General features: G+C 51.7%; 30 protein-coding genes, 1 tRNA gene and 4 rRNA genes. 10 read left to right on the forward strand and 25 right to left on the reverse strand.

Annotated elements, in window-relative coordinates; translation table 11 throughout:
- Nucleotides 1–377 precede the first annotated feature (377 nt).
- The 4 genes from ELK40_RS20475 to ELK40_RS20490 all read left to right on the forward strand — a co-directional run bounded on the left by ELK40_RS20475 (nucleotide 378) and on the right by ELK40_RS20490 (nucleotide 4,530).
- On the forward strand, nucleotides 378–1,403 hold the full coding sequence (locus tag ELK40_RS20475; RefSeq protein WP_024906309.1) for an amino acid ABC transporter substrate-binding protein: 1,026 nt from the start codon (nucleotides 378–380) through the stop codon (nucleotides 1,401–1,403).
- A gap of 66 nt (nucleotides 1,404–1,469) precedes the next feature.
- Nucleotides 1,470–2,651 (forward strand): amino acid ABC transporter permease, encoded by a 1,182-nt coding sequence (locus tag ELK40_RS20480; RefSeq protein WP_111965007.1) that lies wholly within the window; start codon nucleotides 1,470–1,472, stop codon nucleotides 2,649–2,651.
- Nucleotides 2,652–2,660: 9 nt separating this feature from the next.
- The gene (locus ELK40_RS20485; protein WP_023309439.1) at nucleotides 2,661–3,764 is read left to right on the forward strand and encodes an amino acid ABC transporter permease; all 1,104 of its coding nucleotides are present in this window, start codon (nucleotides 2,661–2,663) and stop codon (nucleotides 3,762–3,764) included.
- A gap of 7 nt (nucleotides 3,765–3,771) precedes the next feature.
- Entirely contained in the window at nucleotides 3,772–4,530 is a 759-nt protein-coding gene (locus ELK40_RS20490) for an amino acid ABC transporter ATP-binding protein (protein ID WP_111965009.1), read from the forward strand.
- A gap of 106 nt (nucleotides 4,531–4,636) precedes the next feature.
- On the opposite strand, the gene rrf (ELK40_RS20495) is transcribed toward ELK40_RS20490, so the two are convergent.
- From rrf (ELK40_RS20495) to ELK40_RS20515, 5 genes are all read right to left on the reverse strand, one after another.
- A 5S ribosomal RNA gene (rrf, locus tag ELK40_RS20495) occupies nucleotides 4,637–4,752 on the reverse strand.
- Between the two features lie 43 nt (nucleotides 4,753–4,795).
- Nucleotides 4,796–4,871, reverse strand: a tRNA-Thr gene (locus tag ELK40_RS20500).
- 14 nt (nucleotides 4,872–4,885) lie between these two features.
- Nucleotides 4,886–5,001, reverse strand: a 5S ribosomal RNA gene (rrf, locus tag ELK40_RS20505).
- A 69-nt stretch (nucleotides 5,002–5,070) separates the two neighbouring features.
- Nucleotides 5,071–7,976: ribosomal RNA gene (locus ELK40_RS20510) — 23S ribosomal RNA — on the reverse strand.
- Nucleotides 7,977–8,174: 198 nt separating this feature from the next.
- Nucleotides 8,175–9,716, reverse strand: a 16S ribosomal RNA gene (locus ELK40_RS20515).
- The 16S, 23S and 5S rRNA genes sit together here with 1 tRNA gene alongside, the layout of an rRNA operon.
- A gap of 471 nt (nucleotides 9,717–10,187) precedes the next feature.
- Between ELK40_RS20515 and ELK40_RS20520 the strand changes: the two genes are divergently transcribed.
- Entirely contained in the window at nucleotides 10,188–10,742 is a 555-nt protein-coding gene (locus ELK40_RS20520; protein ID WP_111966069.1) for a gamma carbonic anhydrase family protein, read from the forward strand.
- Here ELK40_RS20520 and ELK40_RS20525 read toward each other — a convergent pair.
- The 6 genes from ELK40_RS20525 to dprA are packed head-to-tail and all read right to left on the reverse strand — an operon-like array spanning nucleotide 10,718 to nucleotide 14,501.
- Entirely contained in the window at nucleotides 10,718–10,966 is a 249-nt protein-coding gene (locus ELK40_RS20525; protein WP_111966068.1) for a DUF1488 domain-containing protein, read from the reverse strand. The two genes, ELK40_RS20520 and ELK40_RS20525, sit on opposite strands and share 25 nt — an antisense overlap.
- Entirely contained in the window at nucleotides 10,963–11,781 is an 819-nt protein-coding gene (aroE, locus tag ELK40_RS20530) for a shikimate dehydrogenase (protein ID WP_115874276.1), read from the reverse strand. The genes ELK40_RS20525 and aroE overlap by 4 nt, the downstream gene beginning before the upstream one ends.
- Before the next feature lie 4 nt (nucleotides 11,782–11,785).
- Nucleotides 11,786–12,358, reverse strand: coding sequence for an L-threonylcarbamoyladenylate synthase type 1 TsaC (gene tsaC / locus ELK40_RS20535; protein WP_115874277.1), 573 nt, complete (start codon nucleotides 12,356–12,358; stop codon nucleotides 11,786–11,788).
- Nucleotides 12,351–12,905 (reverse strand): topoisomerase DNA-binding C4 zinc finger domain-containing protein, encoded by a 555-nt coding sequence (locus ELK40_RS20540; protein ID WP_047652855.1) that lies wholly within the window; start codon nucleotides 12,903–12,905, stop codon nucleotides 12,351–12,353. The genes tsaC and ELK40_RS20540 overlap by 8 nt, the downstream gene beginning before the upstream one ends.
- Before the next feature lie 26 nt (nucleotides 12,906–12,931).
- Complete coding sequence (gene smg / locus ELK40_RS20545; protein ID WP_008503477.1) at nucleotides 12,932–13,405, reverse strand: DUF494 family protein Smg; 474 nt, start codon at nucleotides 13,403–13,405, stop codon at nucleotides 12,932–12,934.
- On the reverse strand, nucleotides 13,377–14,501 hold the full coding sequence (dprA, locus tag ELK40_RS20550; protein ID WP_111966072.1) for a DNA-protecting protein DprA: 1,125 nt from the start codon (nucleotides 14,499–14,501) through the stop codon (nucleotides 13,377–13,379). The genes smg and dprA overlap by 29 nt, the downstream gene beginning before the upstream one ends.
- Before the next feature lie 127 nt (nucleotides 14,502–14,628).
- Between dprA and def the strand changes: the two genes are divergently transcribed.
- The 5 genes from def to mscL all read left to right on the forward strand — a co-directional run bounded on the left by def (nucleotide 14,629) and on the right by mscL (nucleotide 19,405).
- The gene (gene def / locus ELK40_RS20555) at nucleotides 14,629–15,138 is read left to right on the forward strand and encodes a peptide deformylase (RefSeq protein WP_008503479.1); all 510 of its coding nucleotides are present in this window, start codon (nucleotides 14,629–14,631) and stop codon (nucleotides 15,136–15,138) included.
- A gap of 24 nt (nucleotides 15,139–15,162) precedes the next feature.
- The gene (fmt, locus tag ELK40_RS20560; RefSeq protein WP_127732448.1) at nucleotides 15,163–16,110 is read left to right on the forward strand and encodes a methionyl-tRNA formyltransferase; all 948 of its coding nucleotides are present in this window, start codon (nucleotides 15,163–15,165) and stop codon (nucleotides 16,108–16,110) included.
- A gap of 52 nt (nucleotides 16,111–16,162) precedes the next feature.
- Nucleotides 16,163–17,449 carry a 16S rRNA (cytosine(967)-C(5))-methyltransferase RsmB gene (gene rsmB / locus ELK40_RS20565; RefSeq protein ID WP_127732450.1) on the forward strand — a complete coding sequence of 429 codons (1,287 nt, stop codon included), beginning with the start codon at nucleotides 16,163–16,165 and terminating at the stop codon, nucleotides 17,447–17,449.
- Between the two features lie 22 nt (nucleotides 17,450–17,471).
- Nucleotides 17,472–18,848 (forward strand): Trk system potassium transporter TrkA, encoded by a 1,377-nt coding sequence (trkA, locus tag ELK40_RS20570; RefSeq protein WP_008503482.1) that lies wholly within the window; start codon nucleotides 17,472–17,474, stop codon nucleotides 18,846–18,848.
- A 146-nt stretch (nucleotides 18,849–18,994) separates the two neighbouring features.
- Nucleotides 18,995–19,405: a large-conductance mechanosensitive channel protein MscL gene (gene mscL / locus ELK40_RS20575; RefSeq protein WP_023309449.1), complete on the forward strand. Its 411-nt coding sequence runs from the start codon at nucleotides 18,995–18,997 to the stop codon at nucleotides 19,403–19,405.
- Here the strand turns inward: mscL and ELK40_RS20580 are convergent, their stop codons facing one another.
- From ELK40_RS20580 to rplR, 14 genes are all read right to left on the reverse strand, one after another.
- Nucleotides 19,406–19,621, reverse strand: coding sequence for an alternative ribosome-rescue factor A (locus tag ELK40_RS20580; RefSeq protein WP_111966064.1), 216 nt, complete (start codon nucleotides 19,619–19,621; stop codon nucleotides 19,406–19,408).
- A gap of 57 nt (nucleotides 19,622–19,678) precedes the next feature.
- Complete coding sequence (gene zntR, locus ELK40_RS20585) at nucleotides 19,679–20,104, reverse strand: Zn(2+)-responsive transcriptional regulator (RefSeq protein ID WP_014833516.1); 426 nt, start codon at nucleotides 20,102–20,104, stop codon at nucleotides 19,679–19,681.
- Between the two features lie 2 nt (nucleotides 20,105–20,106).
- Nucleotides 20,107–20,475, reverse strand: a complete 369-nt coding sequence (locus ELK40_RS20590) for a DUF1992 domain-containing protein (protein WP_127732452.1) — start codon at nucleotides 20,473–20,475, stop codon at nucleotides 20,107–20,109.
- A 106-nt stretch (nucleotides 20,476–20,581) separates the two neighbouring features.
- Nucleotides 20,582–20,965: a 50S ribosomal protein L17 gene (gene rplQ, locus ELK40_RS20595; RefSeq protein ID WP_001216368.1), complete on the reverse strand. Its 384-nt coding sequence runs from the start codon at nucleotides 20,963–20,965 to the stop codon at nucleotides 20,582–20,584.
- Between the two features lie 40 nt (nucleotides 20,966–21,005).
- Nucleotides 21,006–21,995 carry a DNA-directed RNA polymerase subunit alpha gene (rpoA, locus tag ELK40_RS20600; RefSeq protein ID WP_002919219.1) on the reverse strand — a complete coding sequence of 330 codons (990 nt, stop codon included), beginning with the start codon at nucleotides 21,993–21,995 and terminating at the stop codon, nucleotides 21,006–21,008.
- Nucleotides 21,996–22,020: 25 nt separating this feature from the next.
- On the reverse strand, nucleotides 22,021–22,641 hold the full coding sequence (rpsD, locus tag ELK40_RS20605) for a 30S ribosomal protein S4 (protein WP_004868345.1): 621 nt from the start codon (nucleotides 22,639–22,641) through the stop codon (nucleotides 22,021–22,023).
- Nucleotides 22,642–22,674: 33 nt separating this feature from the next.
- Nucleotides 22,675–23,064 (reverse strand): 30S ribosomal protein S11, encoded by a 390-nt coding sequence (gene rpsK, locus ELK40_RS20610; RefSeq protein WP_003863312.1) that lies wholly within the window; start codon nucleotides 23,062–23,064, stop codon nucleotides 22,675–22,677.
- Nucleotides 23,065–23,080: 16 nt separating this feature from the next.
- Nucleotides 23,081–23,437 carry a 30S ribosomal protein S13 gene (gene rpsM, locus ELK40_RS20615; RefSeq protein ID WP_003863308.1) on the reverse strand — a complete coding sequence of 119 codons (357 nt, stop codon included), beginning with the start codon at nucleotides 23,435–23,437 and terminating at the stop codon, nucleotides 23,081–23,083.
- A gap of 146 nt (nucleotides 23,438–23,583) precedes the next feature.
- Nucleotides 23,584–23,700: a 50S ribosomal protein L36 gene (gene rpmJ, locus ELK40_RS20620; RefSeq protein WP_000868187.1), complete on the reverse strand. Its 117-nt coding sequence runs from the start codon at nucleotides 23,698–23,700 to the stop codon at nucleotides 23,584–23,586.
- A gap of 31 nt (nucleotides 23,701–23,731) precedes the next feature.
- Nucleotides 23,732–25,063 (reverse strand): preprotein translocase subunit SecY, encoded by a 1,332-nt coding sequence (secY, locus tag ELK40_RS20625; RefSeq protein ID WP_003863305.1) that lies wholly within the window; start codon nucleotides 25,061–25,063, stop codon nucleotides 23,732–23,734.
- 7 nt (nucleotides 25,064–25,070) lie between these two features.
- A complete protein-coding gene (rplO, locus tag ELK40_RS20630) occupies nucleotides 25,071–25,505 on the reverse strand; it encodes a 50S ribosomal protein L15 (RefSeq protein WP_003863304.1) in 435 nt (144 codons plus the stop codon).
- Between the two features lie 3 nt (nucleotides 25,506–25,508).
- Nucleotides 25,509–25,688 carry a 50S ribosomal protein L30 gene (gene rpmD, locus ELK40_RS20635; protein WP_003863301.1) on the reverse strand — a complete coding sequence of 60 codons (180 nt, stop codon included), beginning with the start codon at nucleotides 25,686–25,688 and terminating at the stop codon, nucleotides 25,509–25,511.
- A 6-nt stretch (nucleotides 25,689–25,694) separates the two neighbouring features.
- The gene (rpsE, locus tag ELK40_RS20640; RefSeq protein ID WP_003863299.1) at nucleotides 25,695–26,195 is read right to left on the reverse strand and encodes a 30S ribosomal protein S5; all 501 of its coding nucleotides are present in this window, start codon (nucleotides 26,193–26,195) and stop codon (nucleotides 25,695–25,697) included.
- Nucleotides 26,196–26,209: 14 nt separating this feature from the next.
- Nucleotides 26,210–26,563 carry a 50S ribosomal protein L18 gene (rplR, locus tag ELK40_RS20645; RefSeq protein ID WP_003863297.1) on the reverse strand — a complete coding sequence of 118 codons (354 nt, stop codon included), beginning with the start codon at nucleotides 26,561–26,563 and terminating at the stop codon, nucleotides 26,210–26,212.
- Nucleotides 26,564–26,566 lie beyond the last annotated feature (3 nt).

The raw sequence follows: 26,566 nt of genomic DNA on the forward strand, positions 1-26,566 counted from the left end.
TGTTCATTTCATGCTGAAGCCAGTCACATCTTTTTCGTATACTCATTTAAATTACCGGTTCTATTGTGATGATTTTCACACATTAATATTATTGAATATCCTGCCAATATTCACGCTAGAAACTATCTCGTCTTTTTCCTGACGCGACTCAAAACTTTTGCTCCAATTTGTGGCGCAGGTTGTAATTTCGCACCGTTTCAGGGCGCTCGTTTTATTTAAGCCTGTCTACACTCAGCATTAAGCGTTCACTCATCTCTAATTTTGTCGGACGCAAAACTGGCATTACGTTTGCTTTATAAACGTTGGCCAAAGCCACAGACAGGTAAAGCGTTTAAAAACGCCTCTATAACGATAAATTTCGCCACACAGGATGCATTATGAAAAAGACGATGATAGCCAGCCTGGCCGCTGCAGGCATGTTGTTTGCCGTAGCCGGTCAAGCCCATGCGGGAACGACACTGGATGCCGTTAAAAAGAAAGGTTTTGTTCAATGCGGTATCAGTGACGGTTTGCCTGGCTTCTCTTATGCCGATGCTAACGGCAAATTTACCGGTATTGATGTGGATGTCTGCCGTGGCGTTGCAGCCGCCGTTTTTGGTGATGACAGCAAAGTAAAATACACCCCGCTGACGGCGAAAGAACGCTTTACGGCACTGCAGTCCGGCGAGGTCGACATGCTCTCCCGCAATACCACCTGGACGTCATCCCGTGATGCAGGCATGGGGATGTCATTTACGGGCGTGACCTATTATGACGGCATCGGCTTCCTGACCCACAACAAAGCCGGCCTTAAAAGCGCTAAGGAGCTGGATGGAGCCACCGTTTGTATCCAGGCGGGCACCGATACCGAGCTGAACGTCGCCGATTATTTCAAAGCAAATAACATGAAATATACGCCAGTGACATTCGACCGCTCGGATGAATCGGCTAAAGCGCTGGAATCCGGCCGTTGCGACACGCTGGCCTCTGACCAGTCACAGCTGTATGCCTTACGCATTAAGCTGAGCAACCCGGCTGAATGGATTGTTCTGCCTGAAGTGATCTCCAAAGAACCTCTCGGACCGGTGGTACGTCGTGGCGATGAAGACTGGTTCTCCATTGTTCGCTGGACGCTGTTCGCCATGCTGAACGCAGAAGAGATGGGCATCAACTCGAAAAACGTGGATGAGAAAGCTGCTAAACCATCCAACCCGGATATGGCACACCTGCTGGGTACAGAAGGTGATTTTGGCAAGGATCTGAAGCTGGATAACAAGTGGGCTTACAACATCATCAAACAGGTGGGCAACTACTCTGAGATCTTTGAACGCAACGTGGGATCGGAAAGCCCGCTGAAGATCAAACGCGGCCAGAACAATCTCTGGAACAACGGCGGTATTCAGTACGCACCACCAGTACGTTAAGTCATAGCTGTAACGGGCACTGCTCCGGCAGTGCCCACTCCAGAGTCATGGTTACTGAGGTTTCTTATGTCCCATCGCCGCTCAGCCGTAAAAGGATCGCTATCCTTTTCTCATCCCGCGGTCCGCGCCTGGCTATTCCAGATTATTGCTATTGTTGCGGTTGTTCTCATCGCCGTGTATCTCATCCATAACACCATCACCAACCTGAATAATCGCGGCATTACCTCCGGTTTCGCGTTTTTAGATCGCAGCGCGGGGTTTGGCATTGTTCAGCATCTTATTGATTACCAGGAAGGTGACACGTATGGACGCGTGTTCGTGGTCGGTTTACTGAATACGCTGTTGGTATCGGCGCTTTGTATCGTCTTCGCGTCGATTCTGGGCTTCTTTATTGGTCTGGCGCGTCTTTCTGAAAACTGGCTCCTGCGGAAGCTGTCGACTGTTTATATTGAAACGTTCCGCAATATCCCCCCGCTCCTGCAAATCTTCTTCTGGTATTTTGCCGTATTGCGTAACCTACCCGGCCCCCGTCAGGCCGTCGACGCGTTTGAGCTTTTTTTCCTGAGCAACCGTGGGTTGTCTATCCCTTCTCCTCTGCCGGGTGAAGGTCTGTACGCTTTTATCGGCGCGATTGTGATAGCGTTTGCTCTGTCTGCCGGGGTATTCCGTTTTAACCGCAAGCATCAGATCAAAACCGGTCAGCTTCGCAGAACCTGGCCCACGGCAGTTATCCTGCTCGTTAGCCTGCCGCTGGTGGCACACTGGCTGTTTGGGGCCGCGTTGCACTGGGATGTTCCACACCTACGAGGCTTTAACTTCCAGGGTGGAATGGTGTTAATTCCCGAGCTGGCAGCTCTAACATTGGCGCTGTCGATTTATACGTCCGCGTTTATTGCCGAGATTATTCGTGCCGGGATCCAGGCCGTACCTTACGGGCAGCACGAAGCGGCACGCTCGCTGGGATTACCCCATACCGTGACGCTTCGCCAGGTCATTATTCCGCAGGCGTTGCGGGTCATCATTCCGCCTCTGACCAGCCAGTATCTCAACATCGTTAAAAACTCGTCGCTGGCCGCCGCTATTGGTTATCCGGATATGGTGTCACTCTTCGCCGGAACCGTGCTTAACCAGACCGGACAAGCCATTGAAACCATCGCCATCACGATGTCTGTCTATCTGATCATCAGCCTGGTGATTTCATTGCTGATGAACCTCTATAACCGTCGTATAGCACTGGTCGAGCGCTAAGGATTTATGATGACAAAAGCGATACTGTCGCACTCCTCGCGCCCTGCCAACTCGACAGGTGGACGTTTCATTCTCTGGGCGCGTAAGAATCTGTTCTCCAGCTGGAGTAACAGCCTGCTGACGATTGTCTGCCTGTGGCTCATGTGGGAATTGATTCCTCCACTGCTGAACTGGGCGTTTTTACAGGCCAACTGGGTCGGTTCAACTCGGGCAGACTGTACAAAAGCCGGCGCCTGCTGGGTGTTTATCCATGAACGCTTCGGCCAGTTCATGTATGGGCTGTATCCCCACGAACAGCGCTGGCGGATTAATCTGGCGCTGGTTATCGGCCTGCTCTCTGTCGCAGTCATGTTCTGGAAAAAGCTGCCTCACCGTGGACGCTATATTGCCGTCTGGGCGGTGGTTTATCCGATTATTGTCTGGGTGCTGTTGTATGGCGGTTTCCTGGGGCTGGAACGCGTTGAAACACGCCAGTGGGGCGGGCTGACGCTGACGCTGATTATCGCTTCTGTGGGGATAGCCGGTGCGCTACCGTGGGGGATTTTACTGGCCCTGGGACGGCGTTCAAAAATGCCGATTGTACGCGTGCTCTCCGTTATCTTCATTGAGTTCTGGCGCGGCGTCCCGCTTATCACCGTCCTGTTTATGTCGTCGGTCATGCTGCCGCTGTTTATGGCTGAAGGCACAACGATCGACAAACTGATCCGTGCCCTGGTCGGGGTAATTCTCTTCCAGTCCGCCTATGTTGCAGAAGTTGTGCGCGGTGGTCTGCAGGCGTTGCCTAAAGGCCAGTACGAAGCGGCGGAATCACTGGCTCTCGGCTACTGGAAAACGCAGGGGCTGGTCATTCTTCCCCAGGCACTTAAGCTGGTCATCCCGGGTCTGGTCAACACGATCATTGCCCTCTTCAAGGATACCAGCCTGGTGATCATCATCGGATTGTTCGATCTCTTTAGCAGCGTGCAGCAGGCAACCGTTGACCCTGTCTGGCTGGGTATGTCCACCGAAGGATATGTCTTTGCTGCCCTGATCTACTGGATCTTTTGTTTTAGCATGTCGCGCTACAGCCAGCATCTGGAAAAGCGCTTTAACACCGGGCGTACACCGCACTGAGGAAATTATGAGCCAAATAACTATGACACCCGCCGACGCGATGATTACGCTGGAAAGTGTGAATAAATGGTACGGACAGTTTCATGTCCTGAAGGACATTAATCTTAAGGTAAAGCAGGGAGAACGCATCGTCCTTTGCGGCCCTTCTGGCTCCGGGAAATCCACAACCATTCGCTGTATTAATCATCTTGAAGAACATCAGCAAGGACGCATTGTGGTTGATGGTATCGAGCTGAATGAAGATATCCGCAATATCGAACGCGTGCGTCAGGAAGTGGGTATGGTCTTTCAGCACTTTAATCTGTTTCCGCACCTGACCGTTCTGCAGAACTGTACGCTTGCACCGATTTGGGTACGGAAGATGCCGAAAAAGGAAGCCGAGGCGTTGGCAATGCACTACCTGGAGCGAGTGCGCATCGCAGAGCATGCCAATAAGTTCCCTGGCCAGATATCGGGTGGCCAGCAGCAGCGTGTGGCTATCGCCCGTTCACTGTGTATGAAACCGAAAATTATGCTGTTTGATGAACCGACATCTGCCCTCGATCCGGAAATGGTGAAAGAGGTTCTGGACACCATGATTGGGCTGGCACAATCCGGCATGACCATGCTGTGCGTGACGCATGAGATGGGTTTTGCACGAACCGTCGCCGATCGGGTGATCTTTATGGACCGTGGGGAGATTGTTGAGCAGGCGCCACCGGATGAGTTCTTTGCGCATCCGAAGTCAGAGCGTACGCGAGCATTCCTGTCGCAGGTGATTCATTAATCAGCAGTTTTTGCCCGGTAGCGCTGCGCTTACCGGGCTTACGGTTTTCACGAGAATCATAACGCAAAAAGGCCATCCTTTCGGATGGCCTTCTCACTTATTTGATGTCTGGCAGTTCCCTACTCTCACATGGGGAGACCCCACACTACCATCGGCGCTACGGCGTTTCACTTCTGAGTTCGGCATGGGGTCAGGTGGGACCACCGCGCTAAAGCCGCCAGACAAATTCTTTTACTTCTTGCCGAACTTTAACCTAAGTATAAAGTGGTGCTGATACCCAGAGTCGAACTGGGGACCTCACCCTTACCAAGGGTGCGCTCTACCAACTGAGCCATATCAGCACGCTAAATTTGATGCCTGGCAGTTCCCTACTCTCACATGGGGAGACCCCACACTACCATCGGCGCTACGGCGTTTCACTTCTGAGTTCGGCATGGGGTCAGGTGGGACCACCGCGCTAAAGCCGCCAGGCAAATTCTGTTAAATCTGTATCAAAGCTGAAAATATCGTGTCTCTTCGCCAAAACACCTTCGGCGTTGTAAGGTTAAGCCTCACGGTTCATTAGTATCGGTTAGCTCAACGCATCGCTGCGCTTACACACCCGACCTATCAACGTCATAGTCTTTAACGTTCCTTCAGGAGACTTAAAGTCTCAGGGAGAACTCATCTCGGGGCAAGTTTCGTGCTTAGATGCTTTCAGCACTTATCTTTTCCGCATTTAGCTACCGGGCAGTGCCATTGGCATGACAACCCGAACACCAGTGATGCGTCCACTCCGGTCCTCTCGTACTAGGAGCAGCCCCCCTCAATTCTCCAGCGCCCACGGCAGATAGGGACCGAACTGTCTCACGACGTTCTAAACCCAGCTCGCGTACCACTTTAAATGGCGAACAGCCATACCCTTGGGACCTACTTCAGCCCCAGGATGTGATGAGCCGACATCGAGGTGCCAAACACCGCCGTCGATATGAACTCTTGGGCGGTATCAGCCTGTTATCCCCGGAGTACCTTTTATCCGTTGAGCGATGGCCCTTCCATTCAGAACCACCGGATCACTATGACCTGCTTTCGCACCTGCTCGAGCCGTCACTCTCGCAGTCAAGCTAGCTTATGCCATTGCACTAACCTCCTGATGTCCGACCAGGATTAGCTAACCTTCGTGCTCCTCCGTTACTCTTTGGGAGGAGACCGCCCCAGTCAAACTACCCACCAGACACTGTCCGCAACCCGGATCACGGGTCTACGTTAGAACACCAGCCATTAAAGGGTGGTATTTCAAGGACGGCTCCACGCAGACTGGCGTCCACGCTTCAAAGCCTCCCACCTATCCTACACATCAAGGACCAGTGTTCAGTGTCAAGCTATAGTAAAGGTTCACGGGGTCTTTCCGTCTTGCCGCGGGTACACTGCATCTTCACAGCGAGTTCAATTTCACTGAGTCTCGGGTGGAGACAGCCTGGCCATCATTACGCCATTCGTGCAGGTCGGAACTTACCCGACAAGGAATTTCGCTACCTTAGGACCGTTATAGTTACGGCCGCCGTTTACCGGGGCTTCGATCAAGAGCTTCGCGTTACCGCTAACCCCATCAATTAACCTTCCGGCACCGGGCAGGCGTCACACCGTATACGTCCACTTTCGTGTTTGCACAGTGCTGTGTTTTTAATAAACAGTTGCAGCCAGCTGGTATCTTCGACTGATTTCAGCTCCACCCGCAGGGGCTTCACCTACATATCAGCGTGCCTTCTCCCGAAGTTACGGCACCATTTTGCCTAGTTCCTTCACCCGAGTTCTCTCAAGCGCCTTGGTATTCTCTACCTGACCACCTGTGTCGGTTTGGGGTACGATTTGATGTTACCTGATGCTTAGAGGCTTTTCCTGGAAGCAGGGCATTTGTTACTTCAGCACCGTAGTGCCTCGTCATCACACCTCAGCGTTAATAAGGTACCGGATTTACCTGGAACCTCCGCCTACATGCTTAAACCGGGACAACCGTCGCCCGGCTAACATAGCCTTCTCCGTCCCCCCTTCGCAGTAACACCAAGTACAGGAATATTAACCTGTTTCCCATCGACTACGCCTTTCGGCCTCGCCTTAGGGGTCGACTCACCCTGCCCCGATTAACGTTGGACAGGAACCCTTGGTCTTCCGGCGAGCGGGCTTTTCACCCGCTTTATCGTTACTTATGTCAGCATTCGCACTTCTGATACCTCCAGCATGCCTCACAGCACACCTTCAACGGCTTACAGAACGCTCCCCTACCCAACAACGCATAAGCGTCGCTGCCGCAGCTTCGGTGCATGGTTTAGCCCCGTTACATCTTCCGCGCAGGCCGACTCGACCAGTGAGCTATTACGCTTTCTTTAAATGATGGCTGCTTCTAAGCCAACATCCTGGCTGTCTGTGCCTTCCCACATCGTTTCCCACTTAACCATGACTTTGGGACCTTAGCTGGCGGTCTGGGTTGTTTCCCTCTTCACGACGGACGTTAGCACCCGCCGTGTGTCTCCCGTGATAACATTCTTCGGTATTCGTAGTTTGCATCGGGTTGGTAAGCCGGGATGGCCCCCTAGCCGAAACAGTGCTCTACCCCCGAAGATGAGTTCACGAGGCGCTACCTAAATAGCTTTCGGGGAGAACCAGCTATCTCCCGGTTTGATTGGCCTTTCACCCCCAGCCACAAGTCATCCGCTAATTTTTCAACATTAGTCGGTTCGGTCCTCCAGTTAGTGTTACCCAACCTTCAACCTGCCCATGGCTAGATCACCGGGTTTCGGGTCTATACCCTGCAACTTAACGCCCAGTTAAGACTCGGTTTCCCTTCGGCTCCCCTATACGGTTAACCTTGCTACAGAATATAAGTCGCTGACCCATTATACAAAAGGTACGCAGTCACACCACGAAGGTGCTCCCACTGCTTGTACGTACACGGTTTCAGGTTCTTTTTCACTCCCCTCGCCGGGGTTCTTTTCGCCTTTCCCTCACGGTACTGGTTCACTATCGGTCAGTCAGGAGTATTTAGCCTTGGAGGATGGTCCCCCCATATTCAGACAGGATACCACGTGTCCCGCCCTACTCTTCGAGTTCACAGCCTGTGTGCTTTCGTGTACGGGACTGTCACCCTGTACCGTGCGACTTTCCAGACGCTTCCACTAACACACAAGCTGATTCAGACTCTGGGCTGCTCCCCGTTCGCTCGCCGCTACTGGGGGAATCTCGGTTGATTTCTTTTCCTCGGGGTACTTAGATGTTTCAGTTCCCCCGGTTCGCCTCGTTAACCTATGTATTCAGTTAACGATAGTGTGACGAATCACACTGGGTTTCCCCATTCGGACATCGCCGGGTCAAAGGTTCATATCACCTCGCCGGCGCTTTTCGCAGATTAGCACGTCCTTCATCGCCTCTGACTGCCAGGGCATCCACCGTGTACGCTTAGTCGCTTAACCTCACAACCCGAAGATGTTTCACTTCTGATTGCGAAAATTTGAGAGACTCGAACACACCATTAAGATGTGTCGTTTCAATTTTCAGCTTGATCCAGATTTTTAAAGAGCAAAACTTCTTAATGCACTCAAAAGTACATTCAGAAGTTCATCATTCATCAGACAATCTGTGTGAGCACTGCAAAGGCAGGTTCTTTAAGGTAAGGAGGTGATCCAACCGCAGGTTCCCCTACGGTTACCTTGTTACGACTTCACCCCAGTCATGAATCACAAAGTGGTAAGCGCCCTCCCGAAGGTTAAGCTACCTACTTCTTTTGCAACCCACTCCCATGGTGTGACGGGCGGTGTGTACAAGGCCCGGGAACGTATTCACCGTAGCATTCTGATCTACGATTACTAGCGATTCCGACTTCATGGAGTCGAGTTGCAGACTCCAATCCGGACTACGACGCACTTTATGAGGTCCGCTTGCTCTCGCGAGGTCGCTTCTCTTTGTATGCGCCATTGTAGCACGTGTGTAGCCCTACTCGTAAGGGCCATGATGACTTGACGTCATCCCCACCTTCCTCCAGTTTATCACTGGCAGTCTCCTTTGAGTTCCCGGCCGGACCGCTGGCAACAAAGGATAAGGGTTGCGCTCGTTGCGGGACTTAACCCAACATTTCACAACACGAGCTGACGACAGCCATGCAGCACCTGTCTCAGAGTTCCCGAAGGCACCAATCCATCTCTGGAAAGTTCTCTGGATGTCAAGAGTAGGTAAGGTTCTTCGCGTTGCATCGAATTAAACCACATGCTCCACCGCTTGTGCGGGCCCCCGTCAATTCATTTGAGTTTTAACCTTGCGGCCGTACTCCCCAGGCGGTCGACTTAACGCGTTAGCTCCGGAAGCCACGCCTCAAGGGCACAACCTCCAAGTCGACATCGTTTACGGCGTGGACTACCAGGGTATCTAATCCTGTTTGCTCCCCACGCTTTCGCACCTGAGCGTCAGTCTTTGTCCAGGGGGCCGCCTTCGCCACCGGTATTCCTCCAGATCTCTACGCATTTCACCGCTACACCTGGAATTCTACCCCCCTCTACAAGACTCTAGCCTGCCAGTTTCGAATGCAGTTCCCAGGTTGAGCCCGGGGATTTCACATCCGACTTGACAGACCGCCTGCGTGCGCTTTACGCCCAGTAATTCCGATTAACGCTTGCACCCTCCGTATTACCGCGGCTGCTGGCACGGAGTTAGCCGGTGCTTCTTCTGCGGGTAACGTCAATCGACAAGGTTATTAACCTTATCGCCTTCCTCCCCGCTGAAAGTACTTTACAACCCGAAGGCCTTCTTCATACACGCGGCATGGCTGCATCAGGCTTGCGCCCATTGTGCAATATTCCCCACTGCTGCCTCCCGTAGGAGTCTGGACCGTGTCTCAGTTCCAGTGTGGCTGGTCATCCTCTCAGACCAGCTAGGGATCGTCGCCTAGGTGAGCCGTTACCCCACCTACTAGCTAATCCCATCTGGGCACATCTGATGGCAAGAGGCCCGAAGGTCCCCCTCTTTGGTCTTGCGACGTTATGCGGTATTAGCTACCGTTTCCAGTAGTTATCCCCCTCCATCAGGCAGTTTCCCAGACATTACTCACCCGTCCGCCGCTCGCCGGCAAAGTAGCAAGCTACTTTCCGCTGCCGCTCGACTTGCATGTGTTAGGCCTGCCGCCAGCGTTCAATCTGAGCCATGATCAAACTCTTCAATTTAAGTTTGATGCTCGTGAATTAAACTTCGTAATGAATTACGTATGTTCACTCAGAGACTTGGTATTCATTTTTCGTCTTGCGACGTTAAGAATCCATGTCACTTTGAGTGCCCACACAGATTGTCTGATAAATTGTTAAAGAGCAGTGCAACGCGGCTTTCGCTCACCGTTGCGAGGTGGCGTATATTACGCTTTCCTCCTTCAGAGTCAACCCGTTATTTCAGGATTTTTTCTCTTCAACCGACCGGGCTGTTTGTGAAGTGATTCACATCCGCCGTGTCGATGGAGGCGCATTATAGGGATCCCATTTTTTAGCACAAGTATTTTTTAGATCTTTTTTTCCGACTGCTGATTTTCCGCGCTTTTCGCTGAAATCCCGCCCGATCTGCTTAAATATTGACGTATTTTGCCTTGCCTCGATCCATTAATACGATCAAAGTCTTCTGTATAGCGCTCATTGTTAGAGGTAGATATGCCCGCAGTATTACGTCCTTATAAAGATCTGTTCCCCCAAAAAGGCGATCGCGTGATGATCGATGCCAGCAGCGTGGTGATTGGTGATGTCCGAATGGCCGATGATGTCAGTATCTGGCCACTCGTCGCCATCAGGGGTGATGTTAACTATGTGTCGATTGGTGCACGTACCAATATTCAGGACGGTAGCGTTCTGCACGTCACGCACAAATCCTCCTATAACCCGGAAGGCAATCCCCTCATCATTGGAGAAGAGGTTACCGTCGGCCATAAAGTGATGCTTCACGGCTGCACTATCGGAAATCGCGTACTTGTTGGCATGGGGTCGATTTTGCTGGATGGCGTCATAGTAGAAGATGACGTGATGATTGGAGCCGGTAGCCTGGTCCCGCAGAACAAACGGCTGGAGAGCGGCTATCTCTATCTGGGAAGTCCGGTAAAACAGATCCGCCCCCTTAAGGAGGCAGAGATCGAAGGATTAAAATACTCGGCGAACAATTACGTAAAATGGAAAAATGATTATTTGGATCAGGATAGCCAAACCCAACCCTGATCGTCTTCCTGCTCTTCGCGGATTAAATCGCTGGCTTCCTCTTCCAGATCCCAGCGATTTTCGCAAAATACCGCTATCGGATCTGAACCGCCAAAACGACGCAACAGCGTTTCCCCATGAATGGCACAGGTCAGTTGCATGCCGTGCACCAGAACCGGGAAACAGACCGCTTGCTTACTTTCATCCCAGCTCTCTCTGTCCGGAAAATGAATAGCCTGATTCACGCCGAAAGCTCCTGCTTTAACTTTTCAATGACCGGCTCGACTGCAGGCAACACCCCGTGCCAGAGAAGCACCGCATGCGCAGCCTGCCCCACCAGCATGCCGAGTCCATCGGCTAACTTTTTCGCACCGTGTTGTTCACACCAGTAAAGGAAAGGCGTCTTCCCTTTCTGATAAAACATGTCATAGAAATACATATGCGCACTGACCAGCGAAGCGGGGATCGCCGGGATCTCACCGTTGATGCCGCTGGATGTAGCATTAATGACAAGATCGAACTCACGATCGGCAAGATCGTCAAGAGCTACCGCGCTCACGCTGCCGGTATGCGCAAACAACGCCGCCAGCGCTTCTGCCCGGGAAAAGGTTCTGTTAGTAACGGTCACCGAACAGTCCAGTGAAAGCAGAGGCAACAGAACGCCCCGCGATGCGCCACCCGCGCCAATCAGCAGGATCCGGAATCCGGGCTTGATAAAGGAGAGCCTTTCCAGATCGCTGAGTAAACCAATCCCGTCGGTGTTGTCACCCAAAAAGCGTCCATCCTCAAGCCGTTTTAGAGTATTGACTGCACCAGCCAGTGAAGCGCGCTCGGTTAGCTCATCCGCACGTTCGAAGGCTTCCTCTTTAAAAGGCACCGTCACATTCGCGCCTTTGCCCCCCGCGGCGAAAAAGGCCTCCAGCGTTGGGATAAAAGCATCCACTGGCGCCAGTATGCGACCGTAGGGATGATCAATCTCCAGCTGCTCCGCGAATTGCTGATGGATCAACGGTGACTTGCTGTGTGCAATGGGATTGCCAAAAACAGCATAGGTTTCCATGAGATTACCCCTGGCGAAAACGTTCGCCGGTCAAAGCGTCGCGAATTTCAGACGGATTCAGGCGCCCTCCCGTTTCACCGACAGCAACAGGGAAGTCATCCCCGAACTGCGCCAGCACTTCTTCGGTTGTCCTACAAGGCGGCAATCCGGTCAGGTTAGCACTTGTTGAGACTAGCGGTTTACCAAATGCCAGACAAAGCTCAACCACCAGCGGATGGTCAGTTACGCGAACGGCGAGGGAATCAAAGCGTCCGGTTAACCAACGCGGGGTTGTCGGCTGCGCCGGGAAGACGAAGGTCACTGGTCCCGGCCACGCGGAGAAGATAGTCTCGCGCTGCGCCGGCGTCAGCATAGAGTCATCGATATAAGGTTTAAGCTGCTCGTAATTCGCAGCGATCAAAATCAGTCCTTTCTCGACGGGTCTTTGTTTCAGGGCAAGCAGACGGCTCACAGCCGTCTCGCTGTCAGGATCGCAACCGACCCCAAAAACAGCTTCAGTTGGATAGGCGATGACTTCTTCATTTTTCAGTACGTCCACTGCATGCGCAATGGAGCCTAATGGCAGGTTATTATTCACTATTTTGATCCGCCGTAACCGGCTTTCCACATTGTTTACTGGCGCAGAAGCGTTTCATGCCTTGCGCGGTTTTCTTCTCTATCAGTAGCGGATAATTGCAATGAGGGCAGGTTCCCGCTACCGGTTTAAAATTGATGACGAACTGGCATTCAGGGTAGCGATCGCACGAATGGAAGGTCTTACCATAACGGGAACGGCGCTGTACCAGCTGACCGCGCTGACACTGAGGACACGCAATTGCCGTTTCATCAGGCTTATCAATTTGTTCCGTATGCTCACATTCTGGATAGCGGCTACATCCAATAAACATGCCGAAACGCCCCTGCCGCAGGGCTAATTCACCACCGCACACGGGACAATACTGACCCTCCAGAATTTTAACGATATGTCCATCCGCCTGGCTTTTCAGAGGACGAACATAATCACATTCCGGATAGTGTGAACAACCGAGAAACGGGCCGTGTTTCCCGGACCGAATAACAAGTTCAGCCCCGCACTGCGGGCAGGGCTCGTTTTTATGCACCGTGAATAGTGCTGATTTGGCCATAACAACTCTTGGTGCTGCACATTGAATTAGTGCAGCATACCTTCATTCACTTCAAAGAGTAATTCTTCCATTTGCTGATAGGCATTTTCACAGCCCGGAATATTAAACAGAACCATCAGGATCACCCATTTGAGATCTTCCAGTTCGAATTCTGCTGTATCCAGCGCCATGACGCGCTCTATCACCATTTCTCTCGTTTCGAGGTTCAGCACCTGAATCTGCTCAAGGAATAAGATGAATCCCCGACAGCTGGCGTCCAGCCTTTCACACTCTTCTGCGGTATAAATGCGTACTGACAATGGATCAGAAGCAAGCTGCATCGGTTCGGCCAGGCCTTCCTGATAATCAGCCAGTTTTTCCAACCACATCAACGCATTATAGATGTCTTCCCGCTCAAACCCCGCATCGGTAAGATCCTGTGTCAATTTGTCCTGATCCACTCGCATTTCTGCTTCGTTATGGATGTAAGTCTCAAACAAATACATCAGTACGTCGAACATGGCATGCCCTCCTCAATCGGACATAGCCGCCGGGTACAGCTGCGATCCACCCTGCTAACTCCAGTTCGAGTAGCTGTGCTACCGTTACTGGCACAGGTTGGCCGGCACGTTCAGCGACAACGTCAACAGGTGTTACCTCATCTCCTACGTTAGCCAGGAGCTTGGGAAATGGCAATGCCACCTTTCCCTGATCTGATGAATATTGTCGCTTTTCGGGATCTTCCTGCAGCCATTGCAGCCCATATTGCAAATTTTCAAGAATATCCCCTACTTCCGTTACCGGTGTGGCCCCTTGTTTAATCAGCCAGTGGGGCCCCTCGCATCCGGGGTTACCTATCGGGCCGGGCAAGGCAAAGACCTCTCTACCCTGTTCAAGCGCGCATCGTGCCGTGACCAGTGAACCGCTTCGCCGCGCAGCTTCAACTACCAGCACGCCTTTGCTAAGCCCGCTGATAATTCGATTACGACGCGGAAAGTTTGCCGGCCTGGGCTGCGCGGAAAGCGGAAACTCAGAGACTATCGCGCCGTCAGATTCAATAAGCCGCATCGCCAATGCCTGATGTCGGCGTGGATAAATGCTAAAAAGACCGTTCCCCAGGACCGCGACACTTTGTCCTTTAGCTGACAGTGCCGCGCTGTGGGCAACGCCGTCAATACCGCAGGCCAGCCCGCTGGTAATCGTGAAACCACTTTGTGTAAGCTGTTCGCACAGGATTTTCCCCCATCGCTCGCCGTACCATGACGGCGCACGACTGCCTACCACCGCCAGCTGAACGGTATTAAGCGTCTCTGGGTTACCTTTTATGAATAATGCACCGGGATAATCAGGGATCGTGCGAAGCAAAGGGGGATAAAGGGGATGGTTGGCCGTTAATAAATGATGCCCCGGCTGCTCAAGCCATAGCAGGCTACGTTCCAGCTCACTCTCATTGAACGCAAAGAACCGTTCAGCCTGCTTTGCTGTCAGTCCAGCATTTCTTAAGACAAGCGTGTCGATGCCTTCCTGCTTCTGCAGTCGTGCAGCCGCTTCCAGCATTACATCACCACACAGAGACCCTGTGTGTATTAGCCGTAGCCATATCTCGGTCAACGTCATCCTTTCCCCTGCCATAAGCGGCCTCCGCAATCATTGCGATTGGTCACTGATGCTGTCAATCGATGGGGGATTTGTCTAGAATAGAGGTAGTATTCTTATCAACTCCTGAACACGACTCTGGAAATTTATGGCAGTTTTGCAAGTGTTACATATTCCGGACGAGCGCCTTCGCATCGTCGCTGAACCGGTCAAAGAAGTGAATGCAGAAATCCAGCGTATCGTTGATGATATGTTCGATACCATGTACGCCGAAGAAGGCATTGGCCTGGCGGCGACACAGGTGGACATTCATAAGCGTATTATCGTGATTGATGTTTCTGAAAATCGCGATGGCCGCCTGGTGCTGATCAACCCTGAACTGCTCGAAAAGAGTGGCGAAACCGGTATTGAGGAAGGCTGTCTGTCTATTCCTGAACAGCGTGCGTTAGTGCCGCGAGCTGAAAAGGTGAAAATTCGCGCCCTGGATCGTGACGGTAATCCGTTCGAACTGGAAGCAGATGACCTGCTGGCGATTTGTATTCAGCATGAGATGGATCACCTTGTCGGTAAACTGTTTATCGATTACCTCTCACCGCTGAAACAGCAGCGTATTCGTCAGAAAGTAGAAAAACTGGATCGTTTGCGTTCTCGCGCATAACGCCCCCCGGATACAAGGATCATCGTGTCTAAAACACTACGAATTATCTTCGCGGGAACCCCTGATTTTGCAGCGCGTCATCTTGACGCGCTGTTATCTTCCGGTCACAAGGTTGTTGGCGTCTTTACCCAGCCGGACCGTCCTGCTGGTCGCGGCAAAAAAATGATGCCCAGCCCGGTAAAAGTGCTGGCAGAAGAGCATGGGCTACCCGTTTTCCAGCCCGCATCGTTACGCCCACAGGAAAATCAGCAGCTGGTCGCTGACCTGAAAGCCGACGTAATGGTGGTGGTGGCTTACGGTTTAATCCTGCCAAAAGCTGTGCTCGATATGCCTCGCCTGGGTTGCATCAACGTGCATGGGTCTTTGCTCCCGCGCTGGCGTGGTGCTGCACCTATTCAGCGCTCGCTGTGGGCAGGTGATGCCGAAACGGGCGTTACCATTATGAAGATGGACGTAGGTTTAGACACCGGCGATATGCTGTATAAACTGGCCTGCCCCATTACGTCAGACGATACCAGCGCCACGCTGTATGACAAACTGGCAGACCTCGGTCCACAAGGGCTTATCGAGACGCTCCAGCAGCTTGCTGACAATACGTCGAAACCGGAAGTTCAGGATGACGCGCTGGTGACTTATGCCGAAAAGCTGAGCAAAGAAGAAGCGCGGATCGACTGGTCCCTGTCGGCCGCTCAGCTTGAACGCTGCATTCGCGCTTTCAATCCATGGCCGATGAGCTGGATGGAGATTGATGAGCAGCCGGTGAAAGTGTGGAAAGCCTCCGTCATTAGCGGTACTACTACGGCTGAACCCGGTACGATTGTTGACGCCAACAAGAACGGCATCCAGGTGGCGACTGGGCAAGGGATATTGAATCTTGAATCGCTCCAACCGGCCGGTAAGAAAGCCATGAGCGCTCAGGATCTGTTAAATTCCCGTCGCGAATGGTTTATCCCGGGCAACCGTCTTGCCTGAGCAAATTTATTCTTAAGGCCCGGTGTTTCCGGGCATTTTTATTTTTACGGTTATGAAAAAACAAAATCTACGCAGTATGGCGGCTCAGGCCGTCGAGCAGGTTATTGAGCAGGGCCAGTCATTGAGCAATGTCCTGCCTCCCCTGCAGCAAAAAGTCTCTGATAAGGATAAAGCCCTGCTTCAGGAGCTCTGCTTTGGCGTCCTGCGCACGCTTTCTCAACTTGAGTGGTTGATTAATAAGCTGATGTCACGCCCAATGACAGGCAAACAGCGCACCGTACACTATTTGATTATGGTGGGTTTTTATCAGCTTCTTCATACCCGCATCCCACCCCATGCCGCGCTGGCAGAGACGGTGGAAGGTGCCGTTGCGATTAAACGTCCTCAGCTGAAAGGGCTGATCAACGGCGTACTGCGTCAGTTCCAGAGACAGCAGGAAGAGCTTCTGGCTGAATTTGCCCAAAGCGAAGCGCGCTTCCTGCATCCGGACTGGCTGTTGAAGCGCCTGAAAAAAGCTTATCCGCAGCAATGGCAGGACATTGCCGATGCTAACAACCAGCGTCCACCAATGTGGTTACGCGTGAATCGTAATTACCACACCCGTGACGCATGGCTGGCATTACTTGAAGAAGCTGGAATGAGCGGCTTCACCCATGACGCATACCCTGATGCCGTGCGCTTAGCATCGCCTGCACCGGTACATGCATTGCCCGGCTTTGAAGACGGTTGGGTAACGGTACAGGATGCCTCGGCTCAGGGTTGCATGACCTGGCTTGAACCCCAAAACGGTGAGCAGATCCTCGATCTCTGCGCCGCACCAGGGGGCAAAACGACGCATATTCTTGAAGTGGCTCCGCAGGCCAGCGTGATGGCAGTGGACGTTGATGAGCAGCGTCTTTCACGCGTCTACGACAACCTCAAGCGCCTGGGCATGAAGGCACAGGTTAAGCAAGGCGATGGACGCAAACCAGCAGAATGGTGTGGCGAAACACAATTCGATCGCATTTTGCTGGATGCCCCCTGCTCTGCCACCGGCGTGATTCGTCGTCATCCTGATATCAAGTGGCTGCGTCGCGATCGTGATATTAACGAGCTTGCCCAACTGCAATCCGACATTCTCGACGCCATCTGGCCACATCTTAAACCCGGCGGCACGCTGGTCTATGCGACCTGCTCAGTGCTGCCGGAAGAAAACAGTCAGCAAATCGCGGCCTTCCTTAAACGTACCCCGGATGCAGCGCTGCGCGATACGGGAACGCCTGAATGCCCGGGTCAGCAGAATCTGCCGGGTGCAGAAGAGGGTGATGGCTTCTTTTACGCTAAGCTAATCAAAGAGTGATGTTGAGAACAGGTCACGAGATATGAAGATTATCATTCTGGGCGCAGGACAGGTTGGCGGAACGCTGGCGGAAAACCTGGTTGGGGAAAACAACGACATCACCATAGTTGATACCAACGGCGATCGCCTGCGTGTTTTACAGGACAAATTTGACCTGCGCGTGGTGCAGGGTCATGGTTCGCACCCACGTGTTCTTCGTGAGGCAGGCGCCGACGATGCCGACATGCTGGTTGCGGTAACCAGTTCTGACGAAACCAATATGGTTGCCTGTCAGGTGGCCTACTCGCTTTTCAACACACCAAACCGAATTGCGCGTATTCGCTCTCCGGACTATGTCCGCGATGCTGAAAAACTGTTTAATTCCGAAGCGGTCCCCATCGACCACCTTATCGCGCCAGAACAGCTGGTTATCGACAATATCTACCGCCTGATCGAATATCCGGGTGCCCTGCAGGTGGTAAACTTTGCCGAAGGCAAAGTGAGTCTGGCAGTGGTTAAGGCCTATTACGGCGGACCATTGATTGGCAATGCGCTTTCCACCATGCGCGAGCACATGCCGCATATCGATACGCGCGTCGCAGCCATTTTCCGTCACGACAGACCCATTCGCCCGCAGGGCTCCACGATTGTCGAAGCCGGTGATGAGGTCTTCTTTATTGCGGCCTCACAGCATATTCGTGCGGTGATGAGTGAACTACAGCGTCTCGAAAAACCCTATAAACGCATTATGCTGGTCGGCGGCGGCAATATCGGTGCAGGTCTGGCACATCGGTTAGAAAAAGATTACAGCGTGAAGTTGATCGAGCGCGATCAACAGCGTGCTGCTGAACTGGCGGAAAAACTTCAAAATACGATCGTATTTTATGGTGATGCGTCCGATCAGGAGCTACTGGCTGAAGAGCATATTGATCAAGTCGATCTCTTTATTGCCGTCACCAACGATGACGAGGCAAATATAATGTCCGCCATGCTCGCGAAGCGCATGGGGGCAAAAAAAGTCATGGTGCTTATCCAGCGCAAGGCGTATGTCGATCTGGTTCAGGGCAGCGTTATTGATATTGCCATTTCGCCTCAGCAGGCAACAATTTCAGCGCTTCTGAGCCATGTTCGTAAAGCGGATATTGTCGGTGTGTCATCGCTCCGCCGTGGCGTGGCGGAAGCCATTGAAGCTGTTGCTCACGGAGATGAAACCACGTCACGCGTAGTGGGTCGGTCAATCGATGAAATTAAGCTTCCACCAGGCACGATCATCGGCGCCGTTGTGCGCGGAAATGATGTCATGATTGCCAATGATAATTTACGAATTGAGCAAGGCGATCACGTTATTATGTTCCTTACCGATAAAAAGTTTATTACTGACGTCGAACGTTTATTCCAGCCAAGTCCATTCTTCCTTTAAAGAATTGGGTGCTCCAGAAAAAGCACCCTTACTTTATCCTTTTCATTTCTGTGCCTTTTATTTTTCATAATGTTTAATTATCCCGAATGGCAATTGGCTAATCATTTGTTAAACTTAAACTCGTCAGCTGGCACAAGGAGAGAACAATGAGTTTTATTAAAGAATTTCGCGAATTTGCGATGCGCGGGAACGTGGTGGATTTAGCTGTGGGTGTCATTATTGGTGCGGCATTCGGCAAGATTGTTTCATCATTAGTGGCCGACATTATCATGCCACCTTTAGGGTTGTTAATCGGGGGCATAGATTTCAAACAGTTCGCTTTCACGCTGCGTGAAGCACAGGGTGATGTGCCGGCGGTCGTGATGCACTACGGCGTATTCATTCAGAACGTATTTGATTTTGTGATTGTCGCGTTTGCCATTTTTATGGCTATCAAGCTGATCAACAGGCTCAATCGTAAGAAAGAAGAGCCAGCTGCAGCACCTGCACCAACGAAAGAAGAAGTGCTGCTGAGTGAGATCCGCGATCTGTTAAAAGAGCAGAACAACCGCGTTTAATCAAAAGCTTAAAGCAGGAAGGCCAGTGGTAAATAAGCGATTCGCTTGCTTGCCACTGGCCTCCCAGTTACCCCGTTTTTCATGCTTGTCTTTACGCAGATAACTTCCTTTCCCTTTTTTATTCTTCTCAACGCGCTGTCTGAATAGCGGGTCGTGAAGTAGTGCCTCAATGGCATTGTCTTTGATCTGACCTTTCGTGTGCTGATAGCGGCTCATAAATTCTCCTGAGCATGGTTTATGACGACGGGAGTCTAGACCCGGATGAACTAAAAATCAACAGCCCTGCGTTTCTCCACTCGCTCCCTGTTCAAGAGCTTCCAGAATGGAACAATAAATACTGCTGTGGGCCGTACCGCAGCAGGCATCATTCAGCCTTTGCAGAGAGCGCTGCATGGTTTGCAGCTCCTGAATGCGTGCTTCCACTTCATCCAGACGAGCCTGCACAATGCTTTTAGACTCCTGGCAGGTGTGATGTGCCGGATCGATGCGGATCGATAAAAGTTCGCGGATCGAGTCTAATGTGAAACCGAGCTGGCGCGCATAACGAATAAACCGCAGGCGCTGCAGATCGTTATCGGTATAAAGTCGAAAGCCACCTTCAGTACGAACCTCATGATCGATCATCTGCTGCTTTTCGTAATATCGAATGGTATCCGGCGTGACGTTAGCGAGCTTCGCAAGTTCACCGATACGGTACATAGCTACTCCTCATTTAATTTCTGCATCAATCTTTCACCGTATTCACCGTGCAGAAAGTCAGTGTTCATTCCTGCCTGGCGAAGCTTGAGTTCAAGCAGGGTGAGACGACGGCTAAGTTCAGAATGTCGCGGATCGTCCTGACGGAGGCCTTTAAGCAGATCGGCCAGTTCAACAGCCTCTCTGCGCTGTTCAAGCTCCGGAGGGAGACAGCCTGCATTTTTCAGTAAACGGTATCCAGCCCGTAATTCAGGCGAGATGTGGGAATCGTCTTCAAGCACAAGAGGTTCGCCGCTTCCTGGAAGATCGTCGAATTCGCCTTTTTTTTGGGCATCACGAATATGGCGTTCTGCCCACTGGTCGAGCAACCACATTACCAGCTCCAAGGATGAACAGAATTGATACAGACATTGTAGAGAAGTGGGGATATCACGGATATAAAAAAACCCGCCGGAGCGGGTTTTTTTACGTTACTGCAGATTACTCTGCAGCAGCTTCTGCTTTCTCTGAACGATCAACCAGCTCGATGTAAGCCATCGGCGCGTTGTCGCCTGCACGGAAACCACACTTCAGAATGCGAGTGTAACCACCGGCACGGCTCGCGAAACGCGGGCCCAGTTCGTTAAACAGTTTTGCCACGATCTCGTTATCACGAGTACGGGCGAATGCCAGACGACGATTAGCAACGCTGTCAGTCTTGGCAAGAGTAATCAGCGGCTCAACTACGCGACGCAGCTCTTTCGCTTTAGGCAGGGTCGTCTTGATGATCTCATGACGAACCAGTGAACCTGCCATGTTGCGGAACATAGCCTGGCGATGGCTGCTGTTGCGGTTCAGTTGACGACCACTCTTACGATGGCGCATGACCTTATCCTTCTCAGTAAAACCTTAACCTGTGATCCGGTTACTCGTCAGCAATGCTTGCCGGTGGCCAGTTTTCCAGGCGCATGCCCAGAGACAGACCACGAGAAGCCAGCACGTCTTTAATCTCAGTAAGAGATTTTTTACCCAGGTTCGGCGTTTTCAGCAACTCAACCTCGGTACGCTGTACCAGATCACCGATATAGTGGATAGCTTCTGCCTTGAGGCAGTTAGCAGAGCGGACAGTCAACTCGAGATCGTCAACAGGGCGCAGCAGGATCGGATCGAATTCTGGTTTCTCTTCTTTCACTTCCGGCTGACGTACATCACGTAAGTCAACGAAAGCTTCCAGTTGTTCTGCCAGGATGGTTGCCGCACGACGAATCGCCTCTTCAGGATCGATTGTGCCGTTGGTTTCCATTTCGATGACCAGCTTGTCCAGGTCGGTACGCTGTTCTACACGCGCTGCTTCAACATTGTAGGCAATACGCTCTACAGGGCTGTAGCATGCGTCGACCAGCAGACGGCCGATTGGGCGCTCATCTTCTTCCGAATGAATTCGGGCAGAAGCCGGCACATAACCACGACCGCGCTGAACTTTGATACGCATGCTAATCGCTGCGTTCTCATCGGTCAGGTGGCAGATCACGTGCTGCGGCTTGACGATTTCAACATCACCGTCGTGGGTGATGTCGGCTGCAGTCACAGGGCCAATGCCAGATTTATTCAGAGTAAGAATAACTTCATCTTTACCCTGAACTCTCACCGCCAGCCCTTTCAGGTTGAGCAGGATTTCAAGGATATCTTCCTGAACGCCTTCTTTGGTGCTGTACTCATGAAGTACACCATCAATCTCAACCTCGGTCACCGCGCAACCCGGCATCGATGAGAGCAGAATACGGCGCAGTGCGTTACCCAGAGTATGGCCAAAGCCACGCTCTAAAGGCTCAAGGGTCACCTTGGCGTGCGTCGAACTCACTTGCTCGATATCTACCAGGCGCGGTTTTAGAAACTCTGTCACAGAACCCTGCATTGTGTCCTCTCTTTGGTACTAAGCTTTACTTGGAGTAAAGCTCGACGATCAGGTGTTCGTTAATGTCCGCAGACAGATCAGAACGTTCTGGCTGACGCTTGAACGTACCTTCCATCTTGCCAGCATCAACTTCCAGCCAGGTTGGCTTTTCACGCTGCTCAGCCAGCTCCAGAGCGGCCTTCACGCGAGATTGCTTTTTCGCTTTCTCACGAATGCTAACAACGTCATTCGCTTTAACCTGATAAGAAGCGATGTTAACAACACGACCGTTTACCATGATTGCTTTGTGGCTAACCAGCTGACGTGATTCAGCACGAGTAGCGCCGAAGCCCATACGGTATACAACGTTGTCCAGACGACCTTCCAGCAGAGCCAACAGGTTTTCACCTGTGTTGCCTTTCAGACGTGCTGCTTCTTTATAGTAGTTACGGAACTGACGCTCCAGCACACCGTACATACGGCGAACTTTTTGCTTTTCACGCAACTGCACACCATAGTCAGACAGACGCGGTTTACGCGCACCGTGCTGGCCAGGAGCTTGTTCAATTTTACACTTGGTATCGATCGCGCGAACGCCAGACTTAAGGAATAAGTCGGTGCCCTCACGACGGCTCAGCTTGAGCTTAGGACCCAAATATCTTGCCATTTTCTATCTCCAACTAACCTAAAAAACGGAGCGTTATACGCGACGTTTTTTCGGCGGACGACAACCGTTATGAGGGATCGGAGTCACATCAGTAATATTCGTGATGCGGAAACCAGCGGCGTTCAGAGCGCGAACAGTAGATTCACGACCCGGACCCGGACCTTTAACCATAACTTCCAGATTCTTGATACCGTATTCTTTTACGGCTTCAGCGCAACGCTCTGCTGCAACCTGAGCTGCGAACGGAGTGGATTTGCGAGAACCACGGAAACCGGAACCACCGGCTGTTGCCCAACCCAATGCGTTACCCTGACGATCAGTAATAGTAACGATGGTGTTGTTGAAAGAAGCATGGATATGAGCCACGCCGTCAGAGACTTGTTTTCTTACACGTTTACGTGCACGAACTGGTGCCTTTGCCATTATTCAATCACCCCGATTATTTCTTGATCGGTTTGCGCGGACCCTTACGGGTACGTGCGTTGGTCTTAGTACGCTGACCGCGCACTGGCAGACCACGACGATGACGCAAACCGCGATAGCAACCAAGATCCATCAGGCGCTTGATGCTCATGCTGATTTCACGGCGCAGATCACCTTCAACGACAAATTTGGCAACTTCGTCACGCAGCGTGTCGATTTGTTCTTCAGACAGCTCACTGATCTTAACATCTTCAGCGATACCCGCTGCAGCCAGAATGGCTTTAGAACGGGTCTTGCCGACGCCGTAGATCGAAGTTAATGCGATCACAGCATGTTTCTGATCAGGAATGTTAATGCCTGCTATACGGGCCACTATGCACTCCTACTATTTAATATGTACGCACCATGCTGAAAAGCCCGTTTTCAGGATACTCAAATGGAAACGTACAGACATACAAAAGATTGGCTGGCTAATCTAGCCAGCTCAACCCAACTTTGCAAGAAAAATATGCGAAATAATCAGCCTTGGCGCTGTTTATGCTTCGGCTCGGCACTGCAAATCACACGGATGACACCATCACGCTTAACGATTTTGCAGTTACGGCATAATTTCTTGACGGAAGCACGAACTTTCATTTTTACTCTCCGTAACTTCTCAGGCGACCAATTAGCGGCCGTAGCCTTTCAGGTTCGCCTTCTTCAATGCAGACTCATACTGACTGGACATCATCAGAGTTTGCACTTGAGCCATAAAGTCCATAATCACGACAACAACGATAAGCAGTGAGGTCCCACCGAAGTAGAACGGTACTTTCATTGCATCACGCATGAACTCCGGGATCAGGCAGATAAAAGTAATATAGAGCGCACCAACCAAAGTCAGGCGGGTCATTACTTTATCGATATACTTCGCCGTTTGCTCTCCCGGACGAATTCCTGGTACAAATGCACCGGACTTCTTCAGGTTATCTGCTGTTTCACGCGGGTTGAAGACCAACGCCGTGTAGAAGAAACAGAAGAAGATGATCGCAGACGCATAGAGTAACACATAAAGTGGTTGCCCAGGCTGCAAATACAGCGAAATTGTTGTCAGCCAGTTCCAACCAGTACCGCCCCCGAACCATGACGCGATGGTCGCCGGGAACAGAATAATACTGGAAGCGAAGATAGCCGGGATAACCCCCGCCATGTTCACTTTCAGCGGTAAATGTGTGCTCTGTGCAGCATAGACACGACGACCTTGCTGACGTTTAGCGTAGTTCACCACAATGCGGCGTTGACCACGTTCAACGAAGACAACAAAGAACGTCACTGCAAATACTAATACTGCAACCAACAGCAACAGGAGGAAGTGCAGGTCGCCTTGACGCGCTTGCTCGATAGTATGGGCGATGGCTGGCGGGAGGCCCGCAACAATACCGGCGAAGATGATGATTGAGATACCGTTACCGATACCACGCTCAGTAATCTGTTCGCCGAGCCACATCAGGAACATTGTCCCTGTGACCAGACTTACAACAGCGGTGAAGTAGAATGCAAAGCCCGGGTTTAACACCAGGCCCTGCATACCAGGCATATTCGGCAGACCGGTAGCAATACCGATCGACTGGAATATTGCCAGCACCAGAGTACCGTAACGGGTGTACTGACTAATCTTACGACGTCCAGACTCCCCTTCTTTCTTCAACTCTGCCAGGGCCGGATGAACGACCGTCAGCAGCTGGATAATAATAGATGCCGAAATGTACGGCATAATACCCAATGCAAAGATAGAAGCACGGCTGAGAGCACCACCAGAGAACATGTTGAACATTTCAATGATGGTGCCTCGCTGTTGCTCAAGCAGTTTGGCAAGTACAGCGGCATCGATACCAGGGATCGGAATAAAAGAGCCAATACGGAACACAATCAGCGCGCCGATAACAAACAGCAGTCTGCGTTTCAGCTCGCCAAATCCACCTTTGGCACTTTGAAAATCTAATCCCGGTTGCTTAGCCATCTGCTACTTATTCCTCAATTTTACCGCCAGCAGCTTCGATAGCAGCACGAGCACCTTTAGTAACACGCAGGCCACGAACAGTTACCGGAGTAGAAACTTCACCAGCCAGGATCACTTTCGCGAACTCGATCTGGATACCGATAATGTTTGCTGCTTTCAGCGTGTTCAGGTCTACAACGCCGCCTTCAACTTTCGCCAGGTCAGACAGACGGATTTCCGCTGTGATCGCTGCTTTGCGAGAGGTGAAGCCGAACTTCGGCAGACGACGGTACAGTGGCATCTGGCCACCCTCGAAACCGCGACGTACGCCACCGCCAGAACGAGAGTTCTGACCTTTGTGACCACGACCACCGGTTTTACCGAGGCCAGAACCGATACCACGACCCAGGCGTTTACCCGCCTTTTTAGAGCCTTCGGCCGGAGACAGAGTATTTAAACGCATCTCTTACTCCTCAACTTTAACCATGAAGTAAACCGCGTTGACCATACCACGAACAGCAGGAGTATCCTCGCGCTCAACGGTATGACCAATACGACGCAGACCCAGGCCAAGCAGCGTTGCCTTGTGTTTCGGCAGACGACCGATTGCACTGCGGGTTTGAGTGATTTTAATAGTCTTTGCCATGGTCAATTACCCCAGAATTTCTTCAACGGATTTACCACGCTTGGCAGCGACCATTTCTGGAGAATTCATATTTTCCAGGCCATCAATAGTTGCACGAACCACGTTGATCGGGTTGGTGGAACCATATGCTTTAGCCAGAACGTTATGAACCCCAGCAACTTCCAGAACGGCGCGCATTGCACCACCGGCGATGATACCGGTACCTTCTGAAGCTGGCTGCATGAATACACGAGAACCCGTGTGAACACCTTTAACTGGGTGCTGCAGGGTGCCGTTGTTCAGCGCGACGTTAATCATGTTGCGACGGGCTTTTTCCATCGCTTTCTGGATCGCTGCTGGAACTTCACGCGCTTTACCGTAACCAAAACCAACGCGACCGTTACCATCGCCTACTACAGTCAGAGCTGTGAAGGAGAAAATACGACCACCTTTAACGGTTTTAGATACGCGGTTTACCGCGATCAGCTTTTCCTGCAGTTCGCCAGCCTGTTTTTCGATGTGAGCCATCTTACACCTCTACCTTAGAACTGAAGGCCAGCTTCACGGGCAGCATCTGCCAGTGCCTGGACACGACCATGATATTGGAACCCGGAACGGTCAAAGGAAACATTGCTGATGCCTTTTTCCAGAGCGCGTTCAGCAACAGCTTTACCTACAGCTGCAGCGGCGTCTTTGTTACCGGTGTACTTCAATTGTTCTGAAATAGCTTTTTCTACAGTAGAAGCAGCTACCAGAACTTCAGAACCGTTCGGTGCAATTACCTGTGCGTAAATATGACGCGGGGTACGATGTACCACCAGGCGAGTTGCACCCAGCTCTTTGAGCTTGCGGCGTGCGCGGGTCGCACGACGGATACGAGCAGATTTCTTATCCATAGT

This window comes from Enterobacter sp. N18-03635, from assembly GCF_004006055.1.
GTDB classification, from domain to species: Bacteria; Pseudomonadota; Gammaproteobacteria; order Enterobacterales; family Enterobacteriaceae; genus Enterobacter; species Enterobacter vonholyi.